The organism is Methylomonas sp. BW4-1 (assembly GCF_052474385.1).
In genome coordinates, this window is sequence record NZ_CP184125.1 from 1,798,774 (window position 1) to 1,825,170 (window position 26,397).

18 protein-coding genes and 1 pseudogene are annotated in these 26,397 nt (G+C 53.1%); 3 read left to right on the forward strand and 16 right to left on the reverse strand.

The window, feature by feature from the left end; genetic code table 11:
* Positions 1-60: 60 nt before the first annotated feature.
* Entirely contained in the window at positions 61-1,455 is a 1,395-nt protein-coding gene (locus tag ACH5Y9_RS08340) for a CmpA/NrtA family ABC transporter substrate-binding protein (protein ID WP_445369253.1), read from the reverse strand.
* A 621-nt stretch (positions 1,456-2,076) separates the two neighbouring features.
* On the opposite strand from ACH5Y9_RS08340, the gene ACH5Y9_RS08345 reads away from it, so the two are divergent.
* Positions 2,077-2,619 carry a hypothetical protein gene (locus ACH5Y9_RS08345; protein WP_445369254.1) on the forward strand — a complete coding sequence of 181 codons (543 nt, stop codon included), beginning with the start codon at positions 2,077-2,079 and terminating at the stop codon, positions 2,617-2,619.
* Positions 2,620-2,947: 328 nt separating this feature from the next.
* On the opposite strand, the gene ACH5Y9_RS08350 is transcribed toward ACH5Y9_RS08345, so the two are convergent.
* From ACH5Y9_RS08350 to ACH5Y9_RS08365, 4 genes are all read right to left on the reverse strand, one after another.
* Entirely contained in the window at positions 2,948-3,124 is a 177-nt protein-coding gene (locus ACH5Y9_RS08350; RefSeq protein WP_445369255.1) for a hypothetical protein, read from the reverse strand.
* Positions 3,125-3,331: 207 nt separating this feature from the next.
* Positions 3,332-4,312: a response regulator gene (locus tag ACH5Y9_RS08355; protein WP_445369256.1), complete on the reverse strand. Its 981-nt coding sequence runs from the start codon at positions 4,310-4,312 to the stop codon at positions 3,332-3,334.
* Positions 4,313-4,315: 3 nt separating this feature from the next.
* Positions 4,316-8,005 (reverse strand): PAS domain S-box protein, encoded by a 3,690-nt coding sequence (locus tag ACH5Y9_RS08360; protein ID WP_445369257.1) that lies wholly within the window; start codon positions 8,003-8,005, stop codon positions 4,316-4,318.
* Positions 8,006-8,469: 464 nt separating this feature from the next.
* Positions 8,470-9,171 (reverse strand): hypothetical protein, encoded by a 702-nt coding sequence (locus ACH5Y9_RS08365; RefSeq protein ID WP_445369258.1) that lies wholly within the window; start codon positions 9,169-9,171, stop codon positions 8,470-8,472.
* Between the two features lie 464 nt (positions 9,172-9,635).
* Here ACH5Y9_RS08365 and ftsH point away from each other — a divergent pair.
* Positions 9,636-11,566, forward strand: a pseudogene (gene ftsH, locus ACH5Y9_RS08370) (ATP-dependent zinc metalloprotease FtsH).
* A gap of 125 nt (positions 11,567-11,691) precedes the next feature.
* Here the strand turns inward: ftsH and ACH5Y9_RS08375 are convergent.
* From ACH5Y9_RS08375 to ACH5Y9_RS08410, 8 genes are all read right to left on the reverse strand, one after another.
* A complete protein-coding gene (locus ACH5Y9_RS08375; RefSeq protein ID WP_445369259.1) occupies positions 11,692-13,056 on the reverse strand; it encodes a lipase family protein in 1,365 nt (454 codons plus the stop codon).
* 2 nt (positions 13,057-13,058) lie between these two features.
* Positions 13,059-14,243 carry a hypothetical protein gene (locus ACH5Y9_RS08380; RefSeq protein WP_445369260.1) on the reverse strand — a complete coding sequence of 395 codons (1,185 nt, stop codon included), beginning with the start codon at positions 14,241-14,243 and terminating at the stop codon, positions 13,059-13,061.
* Between the two features lie 373 nt (positions 14,244-14,616).
* Complete coding sequence (locus ACH5Y9_RS08385; RefSeq protein ID WP_445369261.1) at positions 14,617-15,249, reverse strand: glycoside hydrolase family 19 protein; 633 nt, start codon at positions 15,247-15,249, stop codon at positions 14,617-14,619.
* A gap of 35 nt (positions 15,250-15,284) precedes the next feature.
* Positions 15,285-16,910, reverse strand: coding sequence for a DUF2235 domain-containing protein (locus tag ACH5Y9_RS08390; protein ID WP_445369262.1), 1,626 nt, complete (start codon positions 16,908-16,910; stop codon positions 15,285-15,287).
* A gap of 354 nt (positions 16,911-17,264) precedes the next feature.
* Positions 17,265-18,131 (reverse strand): lipase family protein, encoded by an 867-nt coding sequence (locus ACH5Y9_RS08395; RefSeq protein WP_445369263.1) that lies wholly within the window; start codon positions 18,129-18,131, stop codon positions 17,265-17,267.
* Complete coding sequence (locus ACH5Y9_RS08400; protein ID WP_445369264.1) at positions 18,131-18,529, reverse strand: hypothetical protein; 399 nt, start codon at positions 18,527-18,529, stop codon at positions 18,131-18,133. The genes ACH5Y9_RS08395 and ACH5Y9_RS08400 overlap by 1 nt, the downstream gene beginning before the upstream one ends.
* A gap of 71 nt (positions 18,530-18,600) precedes the next feature.
* Complete coding sequence (locus ACH5Y9_RS08405) at positions 18,601-19,068, reverse strand: M15 family metallopeptidase (RefSeq protein ID WP_445369265.1); 468 nt, start codon at positions 19,066-19,068, stop codon at positions 18,601-18,603.
* A 32-nt stretch (positions 19,069-19,100) separates the two neighbouring features.
* On the reverse strand, positions 19,101-20,855 hold the full coding sequence (locus ACH5Y9_RS08410) for a patatin-like phospholipase family protein (RefSeq protein ID WP_445369266.1): 1,755 nt from the start codon (positions 20,853-20,855) through the stop codon (positions 19,101-19,103).
* 493 nt (positions 20,856-21,348) lie between these two features.
* On the opposite strand from ACH5Y9_RS08410, the gene ACH5Y9_RS08415 reads away from it, so the two are divergent.
* Positions 21,349-22,023, forward strand: a complete 675-nt coding sequence (locus tag ACH5Y9_RS08415) for a response regulator transcription factor (RefSeq protein WP_319960843.1) — start codon at positions 21,349-21,351, stop codon at positions 22,021-22,023.
* 89 nt (positions 22,024-22,112) lie between these two features.
* Here ACH5Y9_RS08415 and ACH5Y9_RS08420 read toward each other — a convergent pair whose 3' ends face one another.
* From ACH5Y9_RS08420 to ACH5Y9_RS08430, 3 genes are all read right to left on the reverse strand, one after another.
* Positions 22,113-23,960 carry an ATP-binding response regulator gene (locus ACH5Y9_RS08420; RefSeq protein WP_445369267.1) on the reverse strand — a complete coding sequence of 616 codons (1,848 nt, stop codon included), beginning with the start codon at positions 23,958-23,960 and terminating at the stop codon, positions 22,113-22,115.
* Between the two features lie 165 nt (positions 23,961-24,125).
* The gene (locus tag ACH5Y9_RS08425; RefSeq protein ID WP_033156223.1) at positions 24,126-25,421 is read right to left on the reverse strand and encodes an ABC transporter permease; all 1,296 of its coding nucleotides are present in this window, start codon (positions 25,419-25,421) and stop codon (positions 24,126-24,128) included.
* On the reverse strand, positions 25,418-26,332 hold the full coding sequence (locus tag ACH5Y9_RS08430) for an ABC transporter ATP-binding protein (RefSeq protein WP_033156224.1): 915 nt from the start codon (positions 26,330-26,332) through the stop codon (positions 25,418-25,420). Before ACH5Y9_RS08430 ends, ACH5Y9_RS08425 begins: the two co-directional genes overlap by 4 nt.
* Positions 26,333-26,397: the final 65 nt, after the last annotated feature.

Here is a 26,397-nt window from a genome sequence, read left to right on the forward strand (position 1 = left end):
AAAAAGGATGCGTCCATGCATCAACATACGATCCTTGTGTAGAGCACCCACCAGAGTTTCTTAGTCGACAATCTTGCCGCCGGAGACGGTTTGTTTGCCTTTCAAGCCAATCGGAAATTTGGCTAGATAATCGTTAGGTTTGTTGGCATCGAACGGAATTTTGTCGATGAAAAAGTTTTGTGAAGGCTTGATGCCGGTGTCGGCCGGAAAATCTTCCGCTTTGGCTTTACCCTCCGCCACCAATTCTTTCGCCGCAGCCAAATAGATATCGGGGCGATAAACTTTTTTCGCGGTGTCGAGATACCAGTTATCCGGTTTTTGCTCGGCGATCATGCCCCAGCGCCGTAATTGCGTCAGGTACCAAACCGCACTGCTGTAAGACGGATAGCTGGCGCCGTGACGAAAGAAGGTGTTGAAGTCGGGCAGGGAGCGTTTGTCGCCTTTTTCGTATTCAAAGGTGCCGTTCATGCTGGCCGCTAGTACTTCAACGTCGGCGCCCACATATTGTTTTTGCGACAGCATCTCAATCGCTTCCTTACGGTTTTTGTTGCTTTCGGCATCCAGCCAGATCGAAGCGCGGATCAAGGCTTTAGTGACTGCCAGATAGGTGTTGGGATATTTCTCGGCCCAGGCCTTGGTGACGCCAAACACTTTTTCCGGGGTGTCTTTCCACAATTCCTCGTCGGTGATCACCGGCACACCGATGCCTTTAAATACCGCTTGCTGGTTCCACGGCTCGCCGACGCAATAGCCGAAGATGGTGCCGGATTCCAGCGTAGCCGGCATTTGCGGCGGCGGCGTGACCGACAACAAAGCATCGGCGCTGATCTGGCCGGATATGTCTTGCGGTGGCGCATAGTAGCCGGGATTAATCCCGCCCGCCGCCAGCCAATAGCGCAGTTTCAGGTTGTGGGAACCGGCCGGAAAAGTCATCGCCATATTGAATGGCTTGCCTTCGGCTTTATATTTGTCCACTACCGGTTTCAGATAATCAGCCTTAATCGGATGCACCGGTTTGCCGCCCTCCATTGGCACATTGGCTTTCATTTGTTTCCAGATGTCGTTGGATACGGTGATGGCATTGCCGTTGAAGCCCATGCTGAAAGGCACCTCAATATCGGCCTTGGTGCCGAAGCCGATGCTGGCTGCTAACGGTGCCGGCGCCAGCATGTGCGAACCGTCCAGCTCGCCGTTCACAACCCGGTCCATCACCACTTTCCAATTGGCTTGTGCTTCCAGTTGCACGAACAGGCCTTCATCTTCAAAAAAACCTTTTTCCGCAGCCACCGCCAGCGGGGCCATGTCGGTCAATTTGATAAAACCGAACTTCAAATCTTCTTTTTCCAGTTTCCCGGCGGCGAAGCTGTGGTTGGAAAAGCCTAATATGCCCAGCGCAACCACCGAGCTGAAAGCGGCGGCAAGTGTCTTCGGGGTGAAAATGCGGTTCTGTTTCATGTCGGTTCCTGTCAATTGAGAAAAACGGGCCAAAAAAAAGGCGTCTATGCCCGACTTGTTTGCAAGCCTGACAGTAGACGCCTTTGTCTTTAGTGCTCAACAGTGAGCGGGGTTTGGGTTTACCACTCCTACACTGGAGTATTGCTGCTTACTAAGCAATGCTGATGCCAGTTTAATGAGTCTCGTGATAGCTATATGTAAAAAACCTTTATAAACAGTGTGTTACATATGTTTTAGGTGAATCTGTTTTTTGAGAAATTAGCGGGTGCATCTTGGCATGCAGAAAAATCATGCACTCTATTGATTCGGAAGTGGTTTTTTTGCACATGCGTGGTGCGCACCGTAATGGGGAGGCTCGCCGAGACATGCGGAAAAATTAGCGGTATTGCTAAGGTCGCGGGTCTGCGATGCAGGATTGGCCGGGCCGATATGAGCTTCCCGGTGGCTGGATAGGCATTTTGTTAGGTGTAAACCTGCCGGATAATGGCAATATTTCATTTAGGTGCACCAGCGAAGCAAATTGATACAATCCGTAGCAATGATGCTCGCCGTCAATGAAACAGAATAGGATGCAGCGAGTTTTAGGTAGACGAGTCAATCGAATTTAAGCCGGGGCGGATTATGAAATACATCGTAAAACAAATTGCCGATGACTTTATCTTTGAAGAAATGGAGCAGGCCAGGAAGCAGTTTGTCGAGGCGCTGAATTACACCATGGAAAGCGCTACGATATTTTTCGATAAAAATCCTACCAATCCGCTGGATTTTTTTATTGCCTACGATTTTCAGCAAAAGCACGGCGACCCGGTGGTGTATGGGTTTAATTTGCGGGATGAAATGATCCGAATTTTTAGTTTGGACGACAACAAAACCCATTCATCTCAATCAGCCCTGGCAATCAGCCAACAGCTAAAAAAATTGGCTGAGGAACTTGAAGAGCGTTACGACCCGGAACCGACCAAGACCATCGCCGAAACCCAAGAGAAAAAAGACACGCAATATGCCAGCAGCATCAATCGGTCTTACCGCGATGTACTCAGAGAAGCACTAGAACACGACCGAGCCGAGCAATTGCGGAAAGCCGAGGCTGAGACTGCAGCGGCAGACGACGGCTATCAGAGACATACGATTTTACTGGGCAGTAAGAGTGCGGCTAAATTCTAAGCCCGGGCCCGTAAATATCGTCGCTCCCGCGAAGTCCGACATTCACGGGGCAGCGCTTAGCTGCCACATCACACTGCTAAGCCAATTTCCGGTTAACAAGACCAAAACGGTATTTTGAAAACACCAGACAAGCTCACTGCGGATGCCTTGATTAGAGAGGGATCCGCAGCAGGGTTAATGCCACCATTGAAACGTGTTTAAGCAAGTGCTTAGCGCTTTGGAGTACCCAATACCCCCATCAAACCAGAGAGGAACAGCCAATTCGCTGACTGTGCGTGGACTTGTCCTCACCGGTTCGAGCGTTGTGTTTGGCTAGCATGTTCTGCATTTACACCGACAACATCCAGCCGTTTGCATAAAAAATCTCAAACTCCCGGAACAGCACGAAGAATCTGCCGAATTTGATTTTGCCTGTCCCGGCTTCATTCAGATCGGCGACGGTGCCGTCGCCATACCAGTTACTGTGGATGACATCGCCGATTTGTATTTTTTCGTAGGCTTTCATGACGCGCCCCTGGTTATTTAATGACAAGCAGTACGCAGCATAAAAAATGCCAAAACTATCGAATTAAACGGGGTTTGGGGTAGCGGGCGGCCAAGCCTTGCCGGCTGTGGCCTGAGTGCGAAGAGCTTGATAGGGCCTGATACAGAAAAGCCGGCTTCCCGCCTGCAATCATTACGGAAAATCGTCACCGATACGATATTTAGTAGCTTATTGGCCCCATGCCGCTTTCAGGCGTAAGATTTCCGGCATTATCTCCAAAAACAAGGCCAGAAGGCGCGGATCGAAATGGCTGCCGGCCATGCTTTGCATCGATTTTAAAGTCTCTTCCAGCGGCCACGGTTCTTTGTAAGGACGTTTAGTGGTCAAGGCATCGAACACGTCGGCAATCGCCACGATTCTGGCGGATTCCGGTATTGCCTCACCGGCCAAGCCCAACGGGTAGCCGCTGCCGTCCCATTTTTCGTGGTGATGGCGGGCGATTTCCGCGGCCATTTTGAAGACCGGATTGTCGCTTTTGTTCAGAATGTCGTAGCCGATTTGTGAATGCGACTGCATGATCGGCCACTCTTCTTCATTAAGCGCCCGTGCCGCTTTTAGTATGCCGTGCGGAATGCCGATTTTGCCGGTGTCGTGGGTGGGGGCGGCCAATTCCATCATCGCCACTTGCGATGGCGACCAGCCGGCAGCGCGGGCCAGTGCCGCCGAATAGGCCGCCATGCGCCAGATGTGGTCGCCGGTGTACGGATCGTTATAGTGGCCGGCGTCACCGAGCATTTCGATGGCAGCACGAGCGAGTTGGTTCAGTTCATCTACTCGCACCAGCGATAGATGAGTTTGCACCCGCCGCAGCACGATGGGGCCGGAGACCGGTTTTTGGATGTAATCGACCGCGCCGACATCGAAACCGCGCGCTTCGTTTTCCATTTCTCCCATCGCGGTAACGAAAATCACCGGGATTTTCGCGGTCAGCGGATCGGCTTTTAACTGCGTACACACTTGGTAGCCGTCCATATTCGGCATCATGATGTCCAGCAGAATAATGTCGGGTTGATGTTCCCGGGCGGCCGCCAGGGCTTTTTCGCCGTTGATAGCAAACAGCAGTTGAAAGCGGTCCTTGAGTATTTGCTGAAGCACTTTCAAATTGTTCGGTTCGTCGTCGACCAGCAATACTTTGTAGCTGTCTTTCATGGCTTATTCCTTAAACGTGATCGCTAATTTATCCGCCAAGCGATTAACTTGGATTTTCGCGGCGTCGAAATCGAAACTATCCACTTCGAAGCGGATGGCTTTCAGCTCGGTTTCGGCGAGAAACGCGCCAAGCCTTTGTAAAACCGGTTCGACGTGGTCAGGATTCAAACTGTCCAGTGCGGTGTTCAATTGCTGTAAAAGGCTGCCGACCTGTTCCGCATCGAAGGCTGTTGCGGCGACCGCTGCCGGTTTGCTCGGCAGTTTTAGTTGGTGTACGGCTTCAATAGCGGCGTTTAGCGCGACGTCCAGCGTCTTGATCAATTCCTTGATGTTTTGCAGGTCGCCGGTTTTGAATTGCGCGTCAACCTCAGTGGCCAGGCCGGCGATAACGGGTAAGGCCAGATTGCCGGCCACGCCTTTTAAAGCATGGGCGATGCGCCGGACCGCTTCGAGATTCTCCGGGTGCTCTTGTAGATTACGTAGTAATTTGGCACCGTCTGCGCCATGTTGCTCGGCAAAATTTAATAAGGCATCGGCGTAAATCAATGGATCCAGCCAGGTGGTCAAGCCTTTTTCGTAATCCGCGACGCCGGCCAACGGCGTGAAGTCCACGGCAACTTTCGGCGGTTCGGCGATGCTGAGGCCGGTATTGGCAATGCCTTGGCCTTTGGGCACCAGTCTTTCCATTTGCGTCAATAAGTCATCGACATCGATAGGTTTGCCCACTATGGTGTCTATGCCGGCATCCAGCGATTCGCGGCGTTCATGGCTCAACACGCTGGCGGTCAAGGCCAGAATCGGGATATGGCTGCCGCCGGGTTTTTCCAGTTCGCGTATTTGTCGGGTCGCCGCGATACCGTCCAGCACCGGCATTTGCAGGTCCATCAGAATCAAGTCGTAGTCGCCGCTTTGAAAGGCGTCCACCGCTTCCTGGCCGTTTTTAACCCAACTGACTTGATGGCCCTGCTGCTCCAGGCGCAAGCGCGCCAGCGTGGCGTTGGCTTCTATGTCCTCGGCCAGTAAGACCTTGAAGCGGCGTGGGGAGAAATAAGCCACGTTATGCACAGAGCTGACATCGTACAGGCAGTTTTCCGCGTTGGCCGATTCCGGCATATGTACGGTGAAATGAAACACCGAGCCGACACCCGCCTGGCTTTCTACCCAAATCCGGCCGCCCATCATCTCGACAATTTGTTTGCTGATGGTGGTGCCCAGGCCGGTCCCGCCGAAACGGCGGCTGGTGGTGGCATCGGCTTGCGAGAAGGATTCGAAGATATGTTCGGTTTGTTCCGGGGTCATGCCGATGCCGGTGTCGCTAATGGCAAAATGCAACATTTCGACGCCTTCCGCGCGGGTGATGGTAACGCCTATGCTGCCGGTATCGGTGAACTTTACCGAGTTGCCGACCAGATTCAAAATCACCTGCCGCAAGCGGTTCGGGTCGCCGACGAAATGCGTGGGCAAGCCGGCTTCTATCGCCAAATCGATGCGCAAGCCTTTTTCGGCGGCGCGCAAACCCATGATCTGCAATGCCTCTTGCACCGCAAACGGCAGATTGAAACAGACCGACTCCAGCTCCACCTTACCGGCTTCTATTTTGGAAAAGTCCAGAATGTCGTTAATCACGCTCAACAGATGCCGGCCGGAACTGAGGATGGTTTTTATATGGCCGCGAGTATCAACGGCCAGGTTTTGATCTTGTAAGGCAACTTCGGCAAAGCCGATGACGGTATTCATCGGCGTGCGGATTTCGTGGCTCATGTTAGCCAGGAAATTGGCCTTGGCTTTGGCGGTTGCCTCGGCGGCTTCCTTAGCAAGTCTCAATTCCTGCTCGGCTTGTTTTTGCAGGCTGATGTCGGAAATAAAGCCGACAAATAGATGCCGACCTTCCGAGATAATGCCGTGACCAACTGCCAAATTGGCGGGAAAGCGGCTGCCGTCTTTACGTTGGGCGATGACTTCCCGCTCGATGCCGAGGATTTTGGCCTGATGGGTCGCCAAGAAATGTTGAATGTAACTGTCGTGCGCGGACGCATCGGGTTCCGGCATTAGTAGCGAGACATTTTTACCGACGATTTCGGCGCTGCTCCAGCCGAACAGTTTTTCGGCGGCGGGATTGAACATCCGAATCAGCCCGCTACTGTCGATGGAAATCACGCCATTGACTGCGGTTTGGACGATGGCTTTAACTTCCGTAGTAGCCATCGCCACCAGTTCTTCCAGATGTTCGCGGTATTTCAACAACTCCTCTTCCGCCGCCTTGCGTTCGGTGATGTCGGTGATGGAACCGACCATCCGCACCGGCCGGCCCTCGGTATCGCGTAACGCATCCCCCCGATCCAGCACCCAACGGTAGCTGCCGTCCTTGTGTCGTAAACGCAGTTCGGTGGTGTAACGCTCGTTATGTTCCAAGTGTTTGCGAAACGCTTCGCTCGCGCGGGCTTTATCGTCGGGATGGATTAATTCGAAGAAAATCGATTCCACGTTAGGCAATTCACCGTCGGCATACCCGAGAATCTTGTTCCAGCGCGGCGATAAGTAGTATTCGTGATGCACAATGTCCCAGTCCCAGATACCGTCGTTAACAGCCCGCTCGGCAAGCATATAGCGTTCCTCGCTGGTGCGCAGTGCCTGAGTGCGCTCGGCGATTTTCGCTTCCAGATTATGCTGGGCATCGGCCAGCGCATCGGTCATGTGATTGAAGGAACTGGCCAGTTCGGCGATTTCATCAAGACCGCTGACTGCGGCGCGCACCGACAAATCGCCGTCGCGGATGCGTCTGGCGGTGCTGGTCAGCCGTGATATAGGCCGGACGATACGCCTGGCCAGGGCGTTGGCGATTATCGTCGTCAAGCCGACAAATACCAGCACGGTGATCAGCATCTGTTTTTCCAGGCGCTGAATCGGGGCCAGCGCCTCGGCCTGTTCGATATGCGCCATGATGCAACCGCCGCCGGTTTCTGGAATAGTGCGGAAACCATGAATAACCGCACGCTCACGGTAATCGCTGTCCATCATTTCCGCATTTTGCCGGGCCAGGCAGCTTTGCATCGCTTGCGCAGCGATGGGGTGGCTGTTGCCTTGTCGGCTGGCATAGCGCGGTTTGGTAACAAAAAAACCGCTGCTGTCGGCCAAGAAAGATTCGCCGGATTTACCCAGGTCGGGGTGAGCCGCAAAAATATTTTGAATCAGGCTAACCGGATAGCTGACCAACAATTGCCAGGGCAGTTTGGCATCTTTGGCAATCACATAATAAAAACGTGGCTGTTCCTGAACAGGTTTGCTGAAGTCGGCCAGTTGTCCTGGTTGAAAATCGTTTAAATCGGCAAGTGCGACGGGTTGCTCGCCGACGCTGACCGTGCCGGAATGGGTGTCGCGGCGAAAAAAAACCGCGCCGGCGGCACCTTCGGTGAGTAAATAGTCGTTCAAGAAATTAGCGGCGCAGGCGCGATTCAATTGCTCCGCCGCCACGCATTTCATTAGCACTTCGGCCAGGAAGGCGTGGGCACGGGTGTCGGCACGTGCCAGTACCAGTTTGAGTTGTTCATGGCGGTTATCCGCGACGCGGCTGACAATATTAAAACGATCCGTGCGGATATTGTTGATGGCAAACCGATAGGCCATGTAACCGACCGATAAAGTCGGCAACAGGATCAGCAGCAACAGCAGAGCAATCAGGCGTTTTTGCAGCATGTTGGGCCTCCATGTCGGCAAGCAGGTTAGCCGACTTTATGCCATGGATGGTGGCGATGCGGCAATATCTTACGCCAGTCGACACTCTCATAACGCTAAGATTCCTCGGGGTAGGGAATTGTCAAACTGTGGTGGGAAGGGCGTCTCGGAACTGTAGAGCCCATTTTGTGATTGATCCATACCTAAAAGTCACCGTTCCCGCGCAGGCGGGAGCAAAACAATCGTTAAACCACTTCACAAAGCGGTCGGCGTGTTCGGCGCTGCCGATCGGATATTGACATATCTTCCAGCGATTGCGGGCCGAGTCGTTACGATAGATGCCGCCGGCGTTGTAAGCGGTGCCGGCTTGAAGCGAATTGCTGGGGATTAAGGTCTCTAACTAGACTTGCCCGGCGCATGATATACCCGCCGTATTTGCCGATCTGGTATTTACGCTCCGCGACTGGTCGGCGTTCTTGAGTTTTTTAGTCTACAGTCTCGGGCTCGCGCGGTTGCGTTCGCGGTTTGTTGATGCTCATCATCGGCGAGGTCCATATCGGGTGACGGCGCTCCTGGCGGTAATAGGTTTCGTAAAGTGCTTGATAAACCATTTCGGACGCGGCCCAACGTTCCTTGCAAAAACTGGAAAGCATTAATCCTGAAACGCCGCCGCATACCCATCCCAGTAATAGCAACTTCTCAATAAACAAGACCACAGTAAAAATGGCCAATATCAAAGTCAGGCTGCGCGCCAATTTGGATTGCAATTGCAGCGCCTCCACCTTGGCCACCACGGGGTTGTCGTTGTCCCTAAGTCTATCCAAGGCTTCGTGATATTGACTCAACAACGGGTCGTTGGTGGTTAAAGCCAGATTTTGCGCGCGCCGATACCAACTATCCGTTTTTTGGCGTTTGCGGTTTCGATATAAATAATCGTAAGTGGTATTGAGTATGTCGTGCGACAAGCGTTTGACGATAAGGGAGATCGCCAGTGTCAGCAGCATAAAAATTAACGCGCCCGCCGTGCTGGCGGCAAACGGGTCAGGCAAACGCTGCAATGCAGGGTGAATTTGTTCGCGGTAGTTAAAGAATACTGCTACCAACGTAGCGGACGGCAAAGCGATGCCGACTTGTTCGACCGGGTCTGTGAAAAGTTTGCCGATCAGCGTATTGAGTGGGTTTGACATTTTGTCCCTCCTTCTAAGTTGGGAAAAATGAGTTGCGGGACGCGCTGCGCCCGGTTGCTTTGACAGTTGGTCATTAGATAGCAAACGCGGCGAAACAGCAACTCAATTGATGAACCCATTATGCCGACATTGGCTTGTATGAGGATGTACGTAAATACCCAAGCTTTGGATGCATTTTTCACTTTGCTAACGGCAAAAAACAGTGCATTGGACCTTAAATCATTAACCCGCGTCTCAAATGCCGGCGTTCGCTTGAAGCTGGGGCTAGAGGTAGTTGATAACCGGATTTCCGTATATTTAAGAAAATATTTCCGGCTCAGTACATTTGCTTACTCGTTAAAAACCGGTAAAACTGGCGTACAGTGAACGAACAAAGAGGCCTAAAACAGGTATCCCCATTTTGGCTGGAATGGCGGATTAGGGACCCTGCAATGGCCTCGATAACTACAAGAGGGGAGTGCGTCATGATAGACCAGCAAAAACTAACCGAGCTTTATCAGACTTTTGTTAAATGGTTATGCGTGTTTTGGGCGTGGCTCAAATCGACGTGGCAAAGCCTATCCAAACCTAAACCGGGTACCGACCAGCCCGACGGCAGTGAGCCTAAGCGTTCGCCGATATGGTTATACGTGCTGTTGGGGATTTTTTAATGTCGCTATTCGCCGGCGGCGAGCGCATCCAGGGCCAGGAAATACCGTACAGCCAGTTCTTAACTTTGGTTAATGACAATAAAGTCGAAAACGCCGTGGTTACTCAGCGTTTCATCAACGGCACATTAAAAGAAGAAGATAAGAAAATCGGCAAGCATTTCTTCACCGTGCCGCTATGGGACGAGTCACTGGTTAAAAATCTGCAAGAGCATAAAGTGGAATACGTAGTCAGAAGCGGTGACAACTGGTTAAACAATTTGCTGTTTAACTGGGTGATTCCACTGGCGATTTTTGCCGGAATCTGGATGTGGCTATTGCCGAAAATGACCGGCGGAGCAGGGCGCGGCTTTTTGAACTTGGGCAATAAAATCCGCATCCAGCAGGAAACCTCTAAAACCACTTTCGATGACGTGGCCGGCGCGGAAAGCGCGAAGCAGGAATTAAAAGAAACCATTGAGTTTTTAAAATCCCCGGAAAAACTGCAAAAGTTGGGCGGTCGTATGCCGAAAGGCGTGTTGTTGGTCGGCTCGCCGGGTACCGGCAAAACCCTGTTAGCCCGCGCGGTGTCCGGCGAAGCGGGCGTACCGTTCTTTAATATCAGCGCCTCCGAGTTTATCGAAATGTTTGTCGGTATCGGCGCGGCGCGGGTGCGGGACTTATTCGAACAGGCCCGGCAAAAAGCCCCGTGCATCATCTTTATCGACGAACTGGATGCGATTGGCCGCTCGCGCGGCGGCCCGGCGATGCTGGGCGGCAACGACGAACGGGAACAAACCTTGAATCAATTGTTAACTGAGATGGACGGCTTCGACGCCACCTCCGGCGTCGTGGTGATGGCTGCCACCAACAGGCCGGAAATCCTGGATAGAGCTTTGCTGCGTGCCGGCCGCTTCGACAGGCAAATTGTGGTGGATAAACCCGACCTGATCGACCGGGTGGCTATCCTGAAATTGCACAGCAAAGCCATGCAATTGGACAAAGATATCGACTTAAACACGGTTGCTAAACGCACACCCGGTTTCGTCGGCGCCGATCTGTCCAACATCGCCAACGAAGCGGCGATATTGGCTGCGCGCGGCGGCCGCGACACCGTCAACATGGCGGATTTCGAAGCCGCCATCGATAGAGTGATGGCCGGACCGGAAAAGAAAAACCGCATTCTCGGCCCGGACGAAAAGCGCCGAGTGGCTTATCACGAAGCCGGTCACGCGCTCGTCGCAGAAAACGTGCCCACCGGCCAGCCGGTACATAAAATCTCCATCATCCCGCGCGGTGTCTCAGCGCTGGGTTTTACGTTGCAGTTGCCGGTCGAGGAAAAATATCTTTCCACTGAAAACGAACTGAAAGACCAATTAGCCATCCTGCTCGGCGGCCGGGTGGCAGAACAATTGGCGCTGCAGAGCGTTTCAACCGGTGCCCAGAACGACCTGGAAAAGGCCAGTGAAATTGCCCGCAACATGGTTTGCTACCTGGGCATGAGTAAAAAACTGGGGCCGCTAATCTACGGACAACGCCAGCAACTGCAATTCCTGCCCGGCGACGTCAACGAGCAACGCAACTACAGCGAAGAAACCGCTCGCTTAGTGGATGCCGAAATCAAAGCCTTAATTGAGGAGGCCGAGCGTCGCGCCCACAAAATACTCAGCGAAAAACGCGGCTACCTGGACAAACTGGCCGAACTGCTGCAAGACAAAGAAGTCATTCAGCGGGAGGAGATGCAGACCTTGTTTAGCAGTAAAAATTAAAGAAAACGGACTATCTGCTCAAAACATGCTGAGATACAGCCCTGTTTGCGTGCATCCAGCAGGGCAGTGAGGGATTCCGATCACCGTTTTATTTAGGAGATGAATGGGTTTAGCCTATTTCTGAATTACGGGTTATTCGGGTTTCCGCAGCGGCTGTCCCGACGTAACAACTGAGCATTAATCAGCTTTCGATAGCTAGTGGCGTGGTGCTGCAACAGAATGTCAGGCTGTTTACCGATTGTGTAGCAGTCGCCGCCTTCCTTGACACCGAAAACCGGTATCAATTGTCCGGCCAGCGTGTAATTCAGTGATTTGGCGTGGATTTCCGGATTGTTGGCCGGCGCGTTGCCAAAATATTTGGCTACGCTGGCTTTTACACCGGTGTTTTCAAAGTCGTCGGCAACGTGCCCGGTAAATAACTCTGCTATTGAGCCCCGCACGGCTTCCTTGGCGTCACCAAAGAAATCGGACACATGATTCAAAATCCCGCCGACGCTGACATTATCTTCCGTCACGAAACGGGTGACTTCGGATACGGTTTCCAAGCTTAAAGGTACTTGCGGCACTGGGTCGCGGTCGTTGTTGACCACAAAAGCGGTAGAACCGGCGATTCTTGCAAAGTCTTGGGCAAACTGTAAGTTGCCGGGTTTGGGCTGTGCAAATAGGTAGGATTTGAGTATCGGTTTACTCTTGAGCGGCAATTGATAGGGGTTCTGCTGATCGACGGTGGCGTAGTATAAAAAGGCGTGGATTAGCGTTGCGACCGCTGCACCTTGGCTGTGCCCGGTTACTGTAATTCGGTTTATCGGCTGCGTTGCCAAGCGCTGTTGCAGTTGCTCGAGAATGCCTCGCTGCTGATCGAATAGCAGCGAGAATGCGGCGTAGGCAAATCCTAAATGTACTTCCGCACTCGGTGTGGCGGCAAAGGCGATGGGCAGCGAGCGGTTTTTAGGGAGTTCAATGCCGCCGAATGCTGGGATGGTGCTGGCATAGGCATCAGCCAGGATGCTGGTCCATTCGGCCACTGTGCCGCGAATCGCTATCGCAATGTGTCCTGGATTTTGCTTGGATTCTGCCATGATCCAGGCATTATTCAGTGGTTTGAGACCGTTGGTTTTGATGTCGTTGGGATTCTCCCCTTCACCATTCCAAGACCAAACTTTGTTCCAATCGGCGTTGCCTGGGTGGCGACTGTCATAGACTAGCCGCCAATCATCGGGCTTGGCCTGAAATTGGCCCTCAGGATCTTTAAACTTGGGATTGTTGCGGTCGTCCTGGTTGTTCAGTTCGATGCATAGCTCCAATAACGAAGCAGCTTCCGCCGCCGAGAACTCGGCTGGAATGATATTGGAAACGACAGCCTGATCGCGTAAGTTTTGATAGGGTGCCAAGGAATGAGGCGTAGGTGCTGTAGCACAACCCGAGGCGAGCAAGGACAGGCCAAGACAAGTTAAAGGTAGCTGCGGGTGTGGATAGGTAAACCATTTCATCACTAGCCCCCTTGTTGCGCTTTTAAGCACCATTGACCGCGTTCCGTTATGTGGCGGGCGACGACGCCGGCGGCAGTTTCCGCCAGTTTGGCGACCGCTTCGTTGTTCAACGCACCCCACGCCCCCCCGCGGATGGCCTTGCCAACTGCCCCGGCGACACTGGCTTCAGCTTTACGGGCCTGGGCTTCGATCGCTTGGAAGCCGGCTTCGTCGATGGTAATAGTGGCAGAGGCACCGTCGCGGCGGTCGTAAACCCAGTGCACCGGTTTGTTGAAATCTATGACGTAATCTTTCAAGCTGGCGGCGGCGTTGGTATTCGGCAGAACCGGCAACGGCGCGTAATGGTCGCGGAAGGCTTCCAAGGTGATACGCAAGGTGTCGGCGGCGATTTGGCTGTGGTCGATGCTGACTTGGTTGCTGGTTTCGACGATGCCGGGATAGCCGTATTGGGTACCGTCGCGGCCGACGAAGCCGAGGCTTTTTTGCGCCAGTTTGCCGGTGGCTTTGCTGAGTTGCTTGTCGAACAAGGCCAGAACTTTCTCCAGCTTGGGATCATCAGGGTTCAGCTTTAAAACTGACGCGGCTTGTTGCCGCAGCTCGGTTTGTTCGGCGGGGTTTTTAATGGCTTGGGACAACAATTGCGCGCCGCCTTTTATGAAATAGGCCTTTAGATAGTCTTCTTCGAGTTTCAGAACTTGCTCGGTGTCAGCGGCGAGCAGGGCGGTTTCGGTTTTCAGACGCTCATGAAGCTGTTTGCGGTGCTCTGTCAGACCGGTTTTGATTTTGTCGGCCAGGCCGGCAGGGCCGTCGAAGTGCGGCGAGGTGGTCAAGTTGTCCAACAGATCGGAAATCAGCGATGGCTTGCCAAGCAGATTGGCATCGTCCAAGTCTTGCAGTTTGTCGAGTTCGGCTTTTAGATTGCCTAGTGCCTTGACCAATCCGGGTTCGAGGCGCGAAGTTAAAGGCGCCATGCAGCCGACGAATCCGGCGGCGTCGATATGGGTTACCGGTTTGGGTAGCGTCAGATTCAACGCCTGTAGTTTGTCTTTAATTTTCTCGAAGGCCGGTAGGTGGCTTACCGTGGCCACTGGCGCTTTCGGCGTCTCGGCGCAGCCGACGACCAGACCGGTCGAGGCTGCCAGTAGCCAGGGTAACAGGCGTTGAGCGGTGAAAAATGCGTTGTCCATGGTTTGTCCTCATTGCATGAGTCATTATTATTTCGACAACCGATAAGGCCGTTGCCGAATCCGTTCCGACGCGGCGCCATTCATGATGGCATCCCGCCGCGTTTAGGTTGCGCGGATCGAGTATAGAAGCACTATTGAAAACTGTCGGCTGGCTTACATTTAAATTGGTGCGCCAGCCTGGGTTGCCTGGCCTCCCAACCCTTGGGATTGCAATCCCAGGTTTGTACTTCTACGCAATCGATAAAGGCGCACCGCCTAGTCTAGCTTCTGGGTAGGGCGCGCCAGGTGCGTTTTAGACACGCCTATCGCGATCCGCGGCAACCTGTTCTAGTGATCGCTCAGTTGGCTAGCCAATGCCCGATCACTTTTCCGCTTACTTCACTAAGAGTTTGATCGATCGATACAAAGCCAGGCGATCTTGTAAGCCGGCGGTGCCACCGTTGATTTTCTTCGTGATGGAAGTGAAGTCCTCGATATCGTTATCGTTGGTTTCATCGTCTGCCAATGCGTTCAAGCCGTGGCCGAACCAAAAGTAGGCCGCGCTCAACGCTGCCCATTTGGGTTCGATCAGCAATTCTGGCTGAGCGATCAAATCGACGCCCAGGGCCTTGCCAACATCCGCGTAGTTGCTGCGGCCGGTGATTTGAATCAAGCCCCGGCCGCGAAACCGGTAGCCGTCGCCCGAACTTTCCGGGCCGTTGCCGATGCGGTTGGCGTAGATGTAATTTGCTAATTTCTCTTCGTTGGCGACATAGGGAGCGGCGACGGCTTCGGTCGGAAAACGCTTGGGCCAGACCGCCACCAACCGGGCTGCCGTTTTGTAGTAAAGGCCTTCGGTCAAGCGGTTGAACTGGCTGGATTCGTGGCCGGTTTGCGCTAGAAAGCAGGCGATGCGGCCGGGATTGTTGATTTGAAATTGCTCCATGGCCGGGTTCAACGCCGCCGCCCAGGTATCGGGCGACTTACATTGCGGCAGCGCGGATTTGATTAGGTTGGCATCTATCATGGGTCACCTCCGTACGAGTATTCTTGGCTGGGACTTCACGGTTGAGCGCTGTTTTTTTGCGCCGTGAGGACGAGTTTTATCAAGGTCGCCATGTCCTGGCAGGTTTGATCCAGTTTATTGAGCAAGGAATTGCGCCGGTAATACAGCGCCGCCAACGTGCCGAGCATCAGCAGAGAAATCCAGCCGTGGACTTCCACCACGTAGCGGATAAAGTTTTCGAAGAATACCGGTGTCAGATAACGCAGCAAATCCGAAATCGAGCCGCTGAAGCCGCCGCTGGTCAGGTTGGTTACCGAATCGGGCGGATAGACCCACATAAACCACGACGCTAGGATGATCGCCATCGTCAGTTCCGAGAACCAGACGTACAAGTGTTTCCTGGCGTTAATGACGGCGTCGGCCTCGGCGCTAAGTTGCTGCCAAGCGGCGGATTTTGCCGAGGTATCCACGGTCAGTACCACCTTGGAGGCGGCCGCCGCAGGCGGATTGTTTGCGTCGAACACGTGGTCTACCACATTGAATTTAGGCGGTAGGCCATCGGGTGCATAGGCCTCGCTGACTTCCAGGATTTTTCGGAACGCACTGCGGTGAATGGCGATGTCGGCGTCGTTTTTAAGCAGCCACTTGCCGGTTTTGGAATCTTTGGATAACTCGGCCAAGTTGCGCGGTCCGTAGCGGTAGTACATCGCCGCGCCGTCGCGCGAGTCGTAGAGTTTGTCGTAAACGTTGGCACTTTCCCGGTAGGAGGTCAGTGCGTCGTCGTAAACGACCAGTCCATGGGCCATGGCCTTTTCCAGCATCCAGACCAAGGCCACGTCGGACATGCCGGTACGCGGGTAGCCGCCGCCGACGTTGGAATGCACTCCGGCAAACCAGACTTGCTCGACGTAATGGTCGTAGTCGCGCTCGTCCCAAACCAAGGGATGAAAGGTTTCCCGATCGTCGTCGATGGCGATCGCGTGATAGGCATTTTGGATGGCGTTATTCAGTTTGTAATCGTAAAAACTATGCTTCCACCACGGGCTATGATCGGTTAACCAGTCCATGCTTCGACCGAAGCCTTGCAGCAGAACGCTGAAGTCCTTGGGAAAGCCCAGCGCCGACACGGTATCCCAAACGCCGACGAAATGGATCTTCAGGTTACCGTCGGGTGCGTGGTTTGGATCTTGGAAAGCGAATTGTTTTTTGAACTGCTGGTGTTGGTTCGGATTACCGGTGCCGTAGCAGGTCATGGCTTGCTTGACCAAGCCCGATAGCACCGCGGAATCGATCGAGCCGTCGGTCTTTAAGAAGTGTTTGGGATCGATCAAGCCGCAAGCGTTTAAAAATCCGGTAAAGGCGCGCACGGTCGCCGCGCCGCGGCTGAAACCGAATAAAAAGATGTTGTCGCCGGGTACGTAGCATCTGGCCAGGAAGTGGTACAGATGGAGCACGTTTTTTTGAAAACCGAAACCGAATGCGCCGGACATCGCGGTCCAGTATTTGTTTTTGCTGGTGTCGCTCTTGTCGGTGCCGACCCCTTGGTCGTAAAACGTGAATTGATGAGCATTGCCGCTGGTGACGTCCACGGCCTTATAGGTTTTGTAAACGTTGCTGTCGCTACCATACCCGCCTTTGTTGCCGGTGCCGTCCGAGCACAGCACGATATTTTTATTGCTCATGGAATACCTCTCTTGAAATTGGCGAAGAGTTTGTTCTTATTATGTAAACACCGAGATAAATGGTTCTTGGTCCTAACGCTTGTTACCTCGGCAGTTTAGTTCAGCGCGGAAAAAACGCCTTGTCGGGCCGATGATCGAATGCCGATTTTTGATTCGGCTCGCAACACAGGCCAACGGCTATTTTTAAGTTCAAGGTTTATTTATGGTTATTAACCCGGCCCTTGAATACCATTCGCCCCGAGTCCTTCGGCTGCGCTCAGGAGAGCCCTGTCGAAGGACATGCCAGCCGAACTCCGCCCGAACGGCATACCAGTGATAAATAGGGCCGGGTTAATAACGCCGACCGGCCCCGCCTTATAAATTCTTCTCGATGTTTTGAATATAGTGATCGATAAAATGATGCTCGATAAAGGATGGAATTAAATCCAGTTTCTGGTTTAGCGAGCCTTTAATCCGCTCCATGAATTTAAACCAGTAACCGACATCCTCGTGTAATTTGCCTTCCGAATCGAAGAAGCAAATGCTGCCGCCTTCCTGGTATTGGTTGAGCCGGTCCGGCACGCGCGGCACGATGTCGTTGTCGTTGACGAAACGGAAATAACGCGGTTTCAGGGCTTGGTCGAGTTCGGAGACGAAGCGGCGGTCGCCGACCCGAGGCTGGCCGAAGGTGTATAAGCCGTTGATGGATTTGTAGATGCGCCGGTCGATGTCCAGCGTCAGACGCGCCGCCGCCAGCACCGCCAACGCGCCGCCCAGGCTATGGCCGGTCAGCCATAGCGATTGGCCGTATTGATGGACGCTTTCCAGGGTATCGACCAAGGTATCCCAAATGGCGTCCAGGGCGTCGTCGAAGCCGGTGTGGATGTTACCGTGCGGCGTGGTGCGGAATGCCATCTTGGCGTCGGCGCACCAGTCTTCCGGTACTTTTTCGGTGCCGCGAAAGGCAATCACGATGACACTGCCGCTGTGGGCAATAAAGGCCTGGGTATCCTGGCTGGAGCCGGCGATTTTGCTGGCGTCGATAAATCGGCCGTTAAAGCCTTGCACCGACAGTTTGTTCAAAACTTCGGCTTCCTTGGCATACGCCAATTTGGAAGCCAAAGCCAACGCATAGGCATTCGGCAGCGAAAACTGGGTGTTGTTGGGTTCTATAGTGAGTTGTTTCATTTTGAGCACCAAAGTCTGGAGTGTTGGCGTATCGCGATAGTCAAATTCAATCACTAGGCAGTTCGCCGAATGTCCACCAACATTGGCGCATCGTGAACTCGGTAGTTATTGCAGTAAAACAGCCACAAGTCGTTGGCAAATAGACTGAGCTTGCCGTTCGCTGTCATCGTGACTTCGGCTGATGCGCCTATCGGAAAATTGTTCTTTTCATTCTCGTCGATTGCACCGCACAAGTAAAACAAGTCGTAGTCCGGTAAACGGCTAAATCGTGCCACATACCGAGTCCAGTCTTCTCGCCATCCTGTGGGGCCGCAAATATGCGAAGCATCCCGCCAACTGCCGGACGCAGTAAATTGATATTTCTCACCAACAGCAACGTCCAAGCCGGTGGGGTAATAGCGTTGACGAGGATCAATGTCTACTTGATGGGTGTGGTTGGGTTCTAATTTCATGTTTGCTTAGGGTTTAATGTTCAAAAGTCAGTGGATGGTATGTAAATGTCGGTAGCCGTGCAGCCAAGGCGTTACGGATATTTTGCTTTTGGCAACTCGAAATGCGGACCGTCAATGAAGGCCTTTTTCCCTGCCTTTTTACGTAATGCCGTGTAATCGGCAACCAAGTCTTCAGGCGCTTCGTCGGTATTGGTTAAAGTGACATCCCAGGCACCACCCCAGCGGATCGGCACATTCAGTTCTTTCCCGGCGGTGCGTACCGCGTCGGCAATTTTGTAAATCGGCTCCCACTCCCAACGCAGTTTGCCGTTGATATACGGTACCAAATCGACCGCATGGCCGGTGATGTGTCGGGAATCCAATGTCTGAGAAGCACCGGATTGAACCAATTTTTGCTGTTCGGCCAGTGTCCTAATGCCGTCGTGAACGGAGAAGTCCTGGCTGGTGAGTTCTATGGCCCGTTTGACGACGGCCACCAAATCGGCATGGACGCCGTTAAGTTCTTTAAGGGATTTTTCACCCAATTTAAATCCGCTCATGATGGCTCCTTGAAAGTTGTTAAATGATGAATTTACAGCCCCCACTCTCGCAAAGCCGTTTTTAACCAATCGTTGATTTTGGTTTGTAAACCGTCCTTGGAATTTTCGAACAAAGGGGCCAGATAGAGCTGGGGAAATACACCGTGCGGACTAATGCGGCCTTTGGCTTTTTCAATCAAACGGGCGATACGTTTTGCCAAGGGGGCTTGAAAATCGGCGGCATCCAAGTCAAATTCGTCTTTTGGATAAGGCTCTGTCTGCTCGGGAAACTGGCTGCTACCGCAAATAGGAATTAAGCTAATTTTACCGTTTGAAATTAATGAGCTGGCAGTATGAGCGTTTGCCCAGTCTTTGACCAATAAATTGGAAACCGGCAAATTGAAGGTGCTAATCAGAAAGTCCTGGCAGTTTTTACGGCCCAACAAGAAATCGTGACGGCGGAAACGCTCACTTAAAAAGCCACCAAAAGCAGAAGCACATGCCGTGGCGATGGACTTACCCCCTGCGACCTCGCCGTCGCGTTTGGCGGTAATCATAAAACGGCTGAAAATGTTGCTGTCCGCAGCCAGCATCAGATCGCGGCTATCGTAGCGGACCTGATTTTTCCAAGCACTCAGCAGGGGGGGAATCGATTTCAATAGCTCGGGCTGATCCTTTGGACCCAGCGAAGCCTGGTCGGCAAAGGGATCAATCAAAATCAAGGCGCGATGTGCATCATCGCCGCCACGAGGGTTGGAATTTAAAAAACCTGCCAGTGCGGATCGGCACAATTCGATAGGTTCGTTGTTGGTCATGCCGCCGTCGGCGGCGGCAAAATGGTACTCATCAGCGACGACGTCGGCGACCATGCCCTGAGAAGTAGTGATCGGCTCAACAGCCAATTCGGTCCAGATCGGGTCGATATGGCGAATGGGATCATTCGAATTAGGCAAGATAATGGCGCGGTAGCGATAATGCGTGATCGGTCGTGACAAAGCGCGCAACGGAAATCCGAGCGGGAAAGCAGAGGTACCCAAAGCATATTGCACGGCCTGATCCCATGGAATGGCGTTTTTTGTGTTGCCGCCTACCGTAAACTCATCCGGGCGAACCTGATAATTAGGATTCAGCCCTTGACTAAAAACTGCCATCCGCACATGGTCGGCATGATTGACGTATTCCTGCTGCAGGCCATTATCGCCCATGTCGATCCGGTAAGGGATGCCGCGCAAGTTGGTCAGGGTCAGATAAATTGGTAGCGGATTTTCGATAAACTCGCGGGTTTTGGCTTTGAGCGTCAGGCTGGGGAAGGCCTTGTCAAAATTGGCGATCATCCAAGCGCAGTTATCGAGCACACGTGCATTCAACAAGGAAACCGTCGGCTCCGGGCCTTCGATATCAGCGGTATCCAGCATTTTATGAATATCGACTTCCTTGACCCAGATTCGGTAGAAAGGGTTAGCTTCTTGATCGCTAGGGCTTGACGCTTTACGAACCGGCGGAAAATCGAAGGACAATGCTCGCGCTAACAACGCAACCGTGACCCCACCACCGGAAGTGCCGGTCACCACTTTGAGTTTGACCTTCCAGTCCGGTACGTCTTCACCGTTTTCTTTAGCGGTTTGCCAGTTGTCCAACGCTTCGATCAGGAAATCGATTACGCCTGCGGTATAGGCGCCTGACGACACCGTACCGCCCATGACCAACCCAATTTCGAAGGTTTTCGAGGCGGGGTCGTATTTGACAACATTGGGGAAGCATTGGTCGAAATCTGTTGGTTTTCCTTGCAGATCTTTGAAATTGGCCATGGTACCGTTGCCCTGTTAATGTCCGCGTAGAAATTAATATTAAATGAAAAAGATCGAAACTTTGTTTGCCAATAAACTCGAAATTACACGATAAAACCCAGTCGGGTAAGGTCTTGATTGCTTTGCCGCCTCTTTTATTAACCCGGTCCTTAGATTCCCTGGTTCCCTCATTCCCGCGGAAGCGGGAACCCACCTTGAAAATTGGGCCCCGCATACGCGGGGCGGCTATATTTGAGCGCCGGTTTAATAATAGCTTTTGAGTGCTTGCTCAGCCAGATGTGATAGCCGTGAGCACAGGCTAAGTCGAGCCGGCAGCCAAGTTGGCGATGGATACTTGCCATGTCGGTGCCTCTTTGGTTTTGCCTATAAGGATTCTGGCCCAACGCAATTCCCACTGCCACTTGTTTTCCGTACTAGTACAAGTGTACTGGGTCTATTGCGGGCTGTACGGGGTTACAATCCGCCAATCAGGCTTGCTACGGGGATGAAGACTGTGAATATTTTGTTAATCGACGACCACTTTTGCGCGCGCGAAGGGGTGGCCTGTTTGTTGAAACAGATTTACCCGGACGCGCAGGTGTTCGAGGCGGAGAGTTTCGCCGCCGGTCTGGCGATTGCGCGGGTTCAGACTTTGCATTTGGTATTGCTGGACTTGCAGCTGCCGGATCGAAGTGGTCTGGACGGTTTAACCGAGCTGAAACAGGTGTTTCCGGATTTGTGCGTGGTGATGTTCTCCGGGGTGGAAGACCGGGACGTGGTATTTCAAGCCCTGAAATCCGGAGCGATGGGGTTTGTGGTCAAGACTGTGTCGCGGCAGGCCTTTGTCGAGGCTTTGCGCGACGTGTTGTCCGGCAAGGTGTATTTGCCGGCGGCTATGGCTGGTAAGCCGTCGGTAGCCGCAAGCAGTGACGACTCAATGTCCGGCATTCAGCCAAAAACCAGTCCGACCAGCTTGGGACTGACGCCGCGCGAATTTGAGATTCTGCGTTGGATTGCCTGCGGGCATACCAATAAGTCGATTGCCAAGCGGTTAAACATTCAGGAGCAGACGGTCAGGAATCATTTGCGGCCTATTTTCCAGAAATTCGGGGTGTCACGGCGGACCGAATTGCTGGTGAAGTTGTTCGAGCAAGGGATTGTGTTTGGGTTGACCGGAGCAGGATTGTAGAAAATCTCCCCCTTTTCCCTATTTTTATAAATGGGGGGGAATTGGCAGCGTTTTTGCGGTCGCGTAGAGACGTAGGCGCGATGGCAGGCTCAAATAAGTTGTGCATTCTCCGTCTCGCGCTCTAACGCCTTAACTATCGTCGCCATTAGCACATTGGACTTCGCCGGCTTGCGCAACAACTGAGTACCGGCCGGCCAGTGGGCTTTGTCCTCTTCGCAGATGCCTTCCGCCGACAGCACCAAGATCGGCACCGGACCGCAATCGGCGTGGACGGCGGCGATAATGTTGTGGGCGGTTTCGGTGTTACCCAGGTAAAAATCGGTAATCAGTAAGTCCGGCACTTGTAGAGTGTCGGCCAGAGCCAGTCGGGTTTCGACAAGCGAAGTCGCGGTTTGTACGTCGCAGCCCCAGGCTTGTAGTCGGCAGCTCAGAGCTTCGAGTGTTTCGGCGTCATCGTCCACAACCAGGATCAGACGGCCGGCAAAGTCGCCGATAGGCGCCGGTGATTCGAAATTGGTCAAACTGGGTTGAGCGATGGGTACGCTCAGTTTAAAGTCGCAGCCGCGTCCCGGTTTGGAATGCAATGCCAGTTCGTGATCGGGTAGATGTTGGACGGCGGTGGATACATAAGCCAGACCAATCCCCAAACCATGCGCGCTGGGGTCGTTATTGCGGCGCTGGCCGCGGACAAATTCCTTGAAGATGTCGCCGCGTATGTCCGTCGAGATACCGGGGCCACTATCGCGCACATGGATTTGCAAGCAGTCCGGGCCGATTTTGACGGCCGTCAGTATGATCCAGCCGCTATTGGTGTATTTGATCGCGTTATCCAGCAGGTTGCCGATGATCTGGCTCAAAATGCTGGCGTCGCTGTGGACGTTATAAGGTGGGCTTCGACGGAGATGCACGATCAAATTCAGGCCGCGTTTGGCGGCTTGTGGGGCAAACTGGTTTTCTAATGCGGCCAGCAACAAATTGATGTCGACGGTAGTCAGCAACGGACGTTGCGTGCCGTTTTCCAGGTTGCCAATGTCCAAAATATGGTTGACGGCGCGGTTCAGTTCATCAATCGCAAAGCCCATACGCCCGGCGATATGTTGCAATGATTGAGTGGCAGGTTCCATACAGGCTGCCTCCATGACGGAGGAATAGCAACTCAGGGCCTGCAGTGGTTGCCGCAAATTGTGGCTGAGCTGCCGCAAGAAGCGGCTCTTACGCTCGGCGACCAGTTCCACTTTGCGCTTTTCACTGAAGGATTTGCGGGCGTAAGCTTCCAGTTGGCAGCGGGTGCAGACGCCGAAGATATTGACGATGCAAAGGTTAAGGACAGACGGGATCAAGTCAATCACGGTCAGCCCAAGCCAATAGCCGGCCAGCGGCATGGTCAGCGCAGTACTCCAGCCAAAACTTATTGTCGCCCGCAACGACATGAACATTTGCCCGTAACTGAAAAAATACATGGGCAATAGGGCCGGCCAGGTTTCGGCGTAGTAGCGGGGATTACCGTCGTACAGCAAGGTGGCGATTAAATTGGCTGCGGACAGTCCGGCGCTGAGTTTGGCGATGGTGTTGATTTTTGCCGCCGCTTCTACGCAGACATTTAGGTATCTGAATAAGCCCAAAAGTACCAGGACTATGGGAAGTCTTAAGATGGCTTCTGCGGTTGAGGTATTACCAGTATGTAGATCCAGCAGGATATAGACCAGGAATGCGACGGCTCCCAAGCCTAACGCCCATTTGAGGGGGCTTAGTAATACTAGGTAACGTTCTTCCCAAAATTGCCGTTCGGTGTCTTCATCGAATTGCGGAATGGAAAACAGTTTGGCGGGGCTGAGCGACAGTTTGGTATCGAGAAAACGTCGGAGCGGGTGGTGGGTGGGGGCGCGAAAAAAAGCCTTGCCGGCAAGATGTTCGATGAATGGATTTGGTATGCGCATGCCGCCGGTCCCGGTCGCAACCATCGTACTCGGTGCGGCGCAAAGGGCGCATCAGTGTTTCCGATAGCCAAGTTATTGTTGTTTTTGTAGCTGGGCTTTATTTTCTCTATTCCGGTAGGCCTAAGCAAGAAAAGTTAGCTAACGCACCAACAAATTCTATTGGCCTTAAACACTTTGCCGCCAGCGTTGATAAAGTAGGCGTAAAATCAGCGCACATTGCAGCGCGGCAAAAGCTAACGCCGAGAATGCGGAATCCGCCCATAGTGGAAAGAATAACGCTGAAACGCTGGTCATGCCGACTGCGCCGAACAGGCCGGGGAGAATGCCGTACAGCAGCGCAGCGGACAGTAAACTCAGGCTAAACGCGCGTTGCGGATTTTTGCCGTAGCAAAAAAACAGGTAAACGGCGCAATCGCGTAGTACTAATAGTGCGACAGCCAGTGGGTAGGCATGCAGGGAGATGTCCAGCCAGGCAAAGCGTTGCTCTTGGAAGCTCAGAAATATCGCAAACGGCAGGCTTAGCGCAAAACTCAATGCGCTCAAGGGTAGTTCCTCACCCACTCGGCGCCAGTTGCCTTGTTGCCAATAATCCAGTAAACGTTTGATGCGCATCGGCTCGTGCCGTTCGACGATGACGCCAATGTAAGTTAAAGCGCTGCAAACGGCTAAAGCAGCCAGGGAAAAGGAATAGTGGGTATTGGGAATAAAGCCGCCCAAATAGACAATCAAAAACAGCGTAAAACCCAGCCAGGCCCAGGGTAAATTTCGCAAACTCAAGTCTTGCGCCAGCAAGCGATAATTGCCCATGACGCACCAGAATAAGGCGAAAAGCAGGCTTATTTGGTGCAAAGTCTGTGGGTTAACGGTCAGGTTATACCAGGTGTTGCTTTGAAAATGACCGGGCAAATAATTTGCCGTTTCGGTTAAATCAGTCAAAGACGGCATGAAAACGAGGAAGCCCACCAATACCAAAATGAGTATCGAACCGGTTTTTAGCTGGCCGCGTTGCACTGCCAGCAAACCGAGTAAAAGACCGGCGCTTTGTACCAGTAACGCGGTGCCGATGGCGTAAAAAAACAGCAAGGGTAGGGCGGCCGGATTGTCGGTCGCCAGCGCATGGACTAGCAAGCAGATACCAGCGCAGTACCAAACCATACTGGTGCTGCCCAGCAGTTTACCCCAGGTCATTTCCCACGGCCCGAGAGCTGACAGGCGTTGCGTATCCCAGGTCCGGTCGCGGTATTCTTCGACGATGCTGTCCAGGCTTTGCCGGGTGCCCCATAGCAGCGTGATCAGCATGAATAGCGTCAGCGCGGCTTGCGCCGTTATGTTGCCCAGCCGGTAGTCGTCCAAAAAATAGCTTAAGGTAAACACCGTGCCCAGCACGATTGGCGCACCTACCATCCGAGCTGGCGAGCATTCCAAAATCAGCTGGCGTTCAAATTCGGGATTCAGATTCATGAGCTGTGGCGGATAGTTTGTAGGTAAGCGTCTTGCAGATTGCTGGCGACCGGGGCGAATTCGCAGACCGGTAAATCCAAAGCGATGAGGGCTTTCAATACTTGGTGTTGTTGAGCCGCGTCGCCGTTCAGCTGCAATACGGCTTGTTGTTTATCGTCGCTGTTCAACACCTTAACATCGGGTAGCGATTGCAGGCGTTGCAGCAGGTTTTCTACTGGATGTGCCAGCAGTAATTTAAAGGGTTTTAGCAAGGACGGCGCTTTCACCGCAACTTGTTCGACGATTTTGCCGTGACGCAGCACCAGCATATCGGTGCAATAGGCTTCCAGTTCGGCGAGGATATGCGAGGACACCAGCAGTGTCATGCCTTGGGCTTGCAGGTCTAAAAATAGCTCGGCCAGTTCATGGCGAGCTTCCGGGTCCAAGCCGGATGCCGGTTCGTCCAGCAACACCACCGGCGGTTTGTGGATGATGGCTTGGGCGATGGCTACCCGTTGACGTAGGCCGCGCGATAGCTCGGCTGGGCTGTTTTCCAATCTATCTTGAATATGTAAACGCCGGCTGACAGCTTCGATGGCGGCGGGGCAATCAGTTGCAAAAATGCCCTGGGCGCGGGCCACGAAATGCAGGCATTGCCGCACCGTCAAGCGTTGATAAAGCCCAAAAAAATCCGATAAGTAGCCGATGATGCGATGGCACTCGCGCGGTTGTTCCAATACGTCGATGCCGGCGATGTTGATCGCACCGCTGACCGGTTGATCCAGCGCCGCCATGCAGCGCAGCAGCGTGGTTTTGCCGGCGCCGTTGGGGCCGACCAGCGCGGTGATGCTGCCGGCAGCGATGTCGAACGACACATTGTCCAATGCGCGCAGGCCAGGGTATTCGAAAATCAGCTTATCGACGGAGACCATGTTTAGTTTTGATGAAGGCTTGGGTAAAAAATGATGCGGGTTCGATGATACCGCTTTTTCGTTTG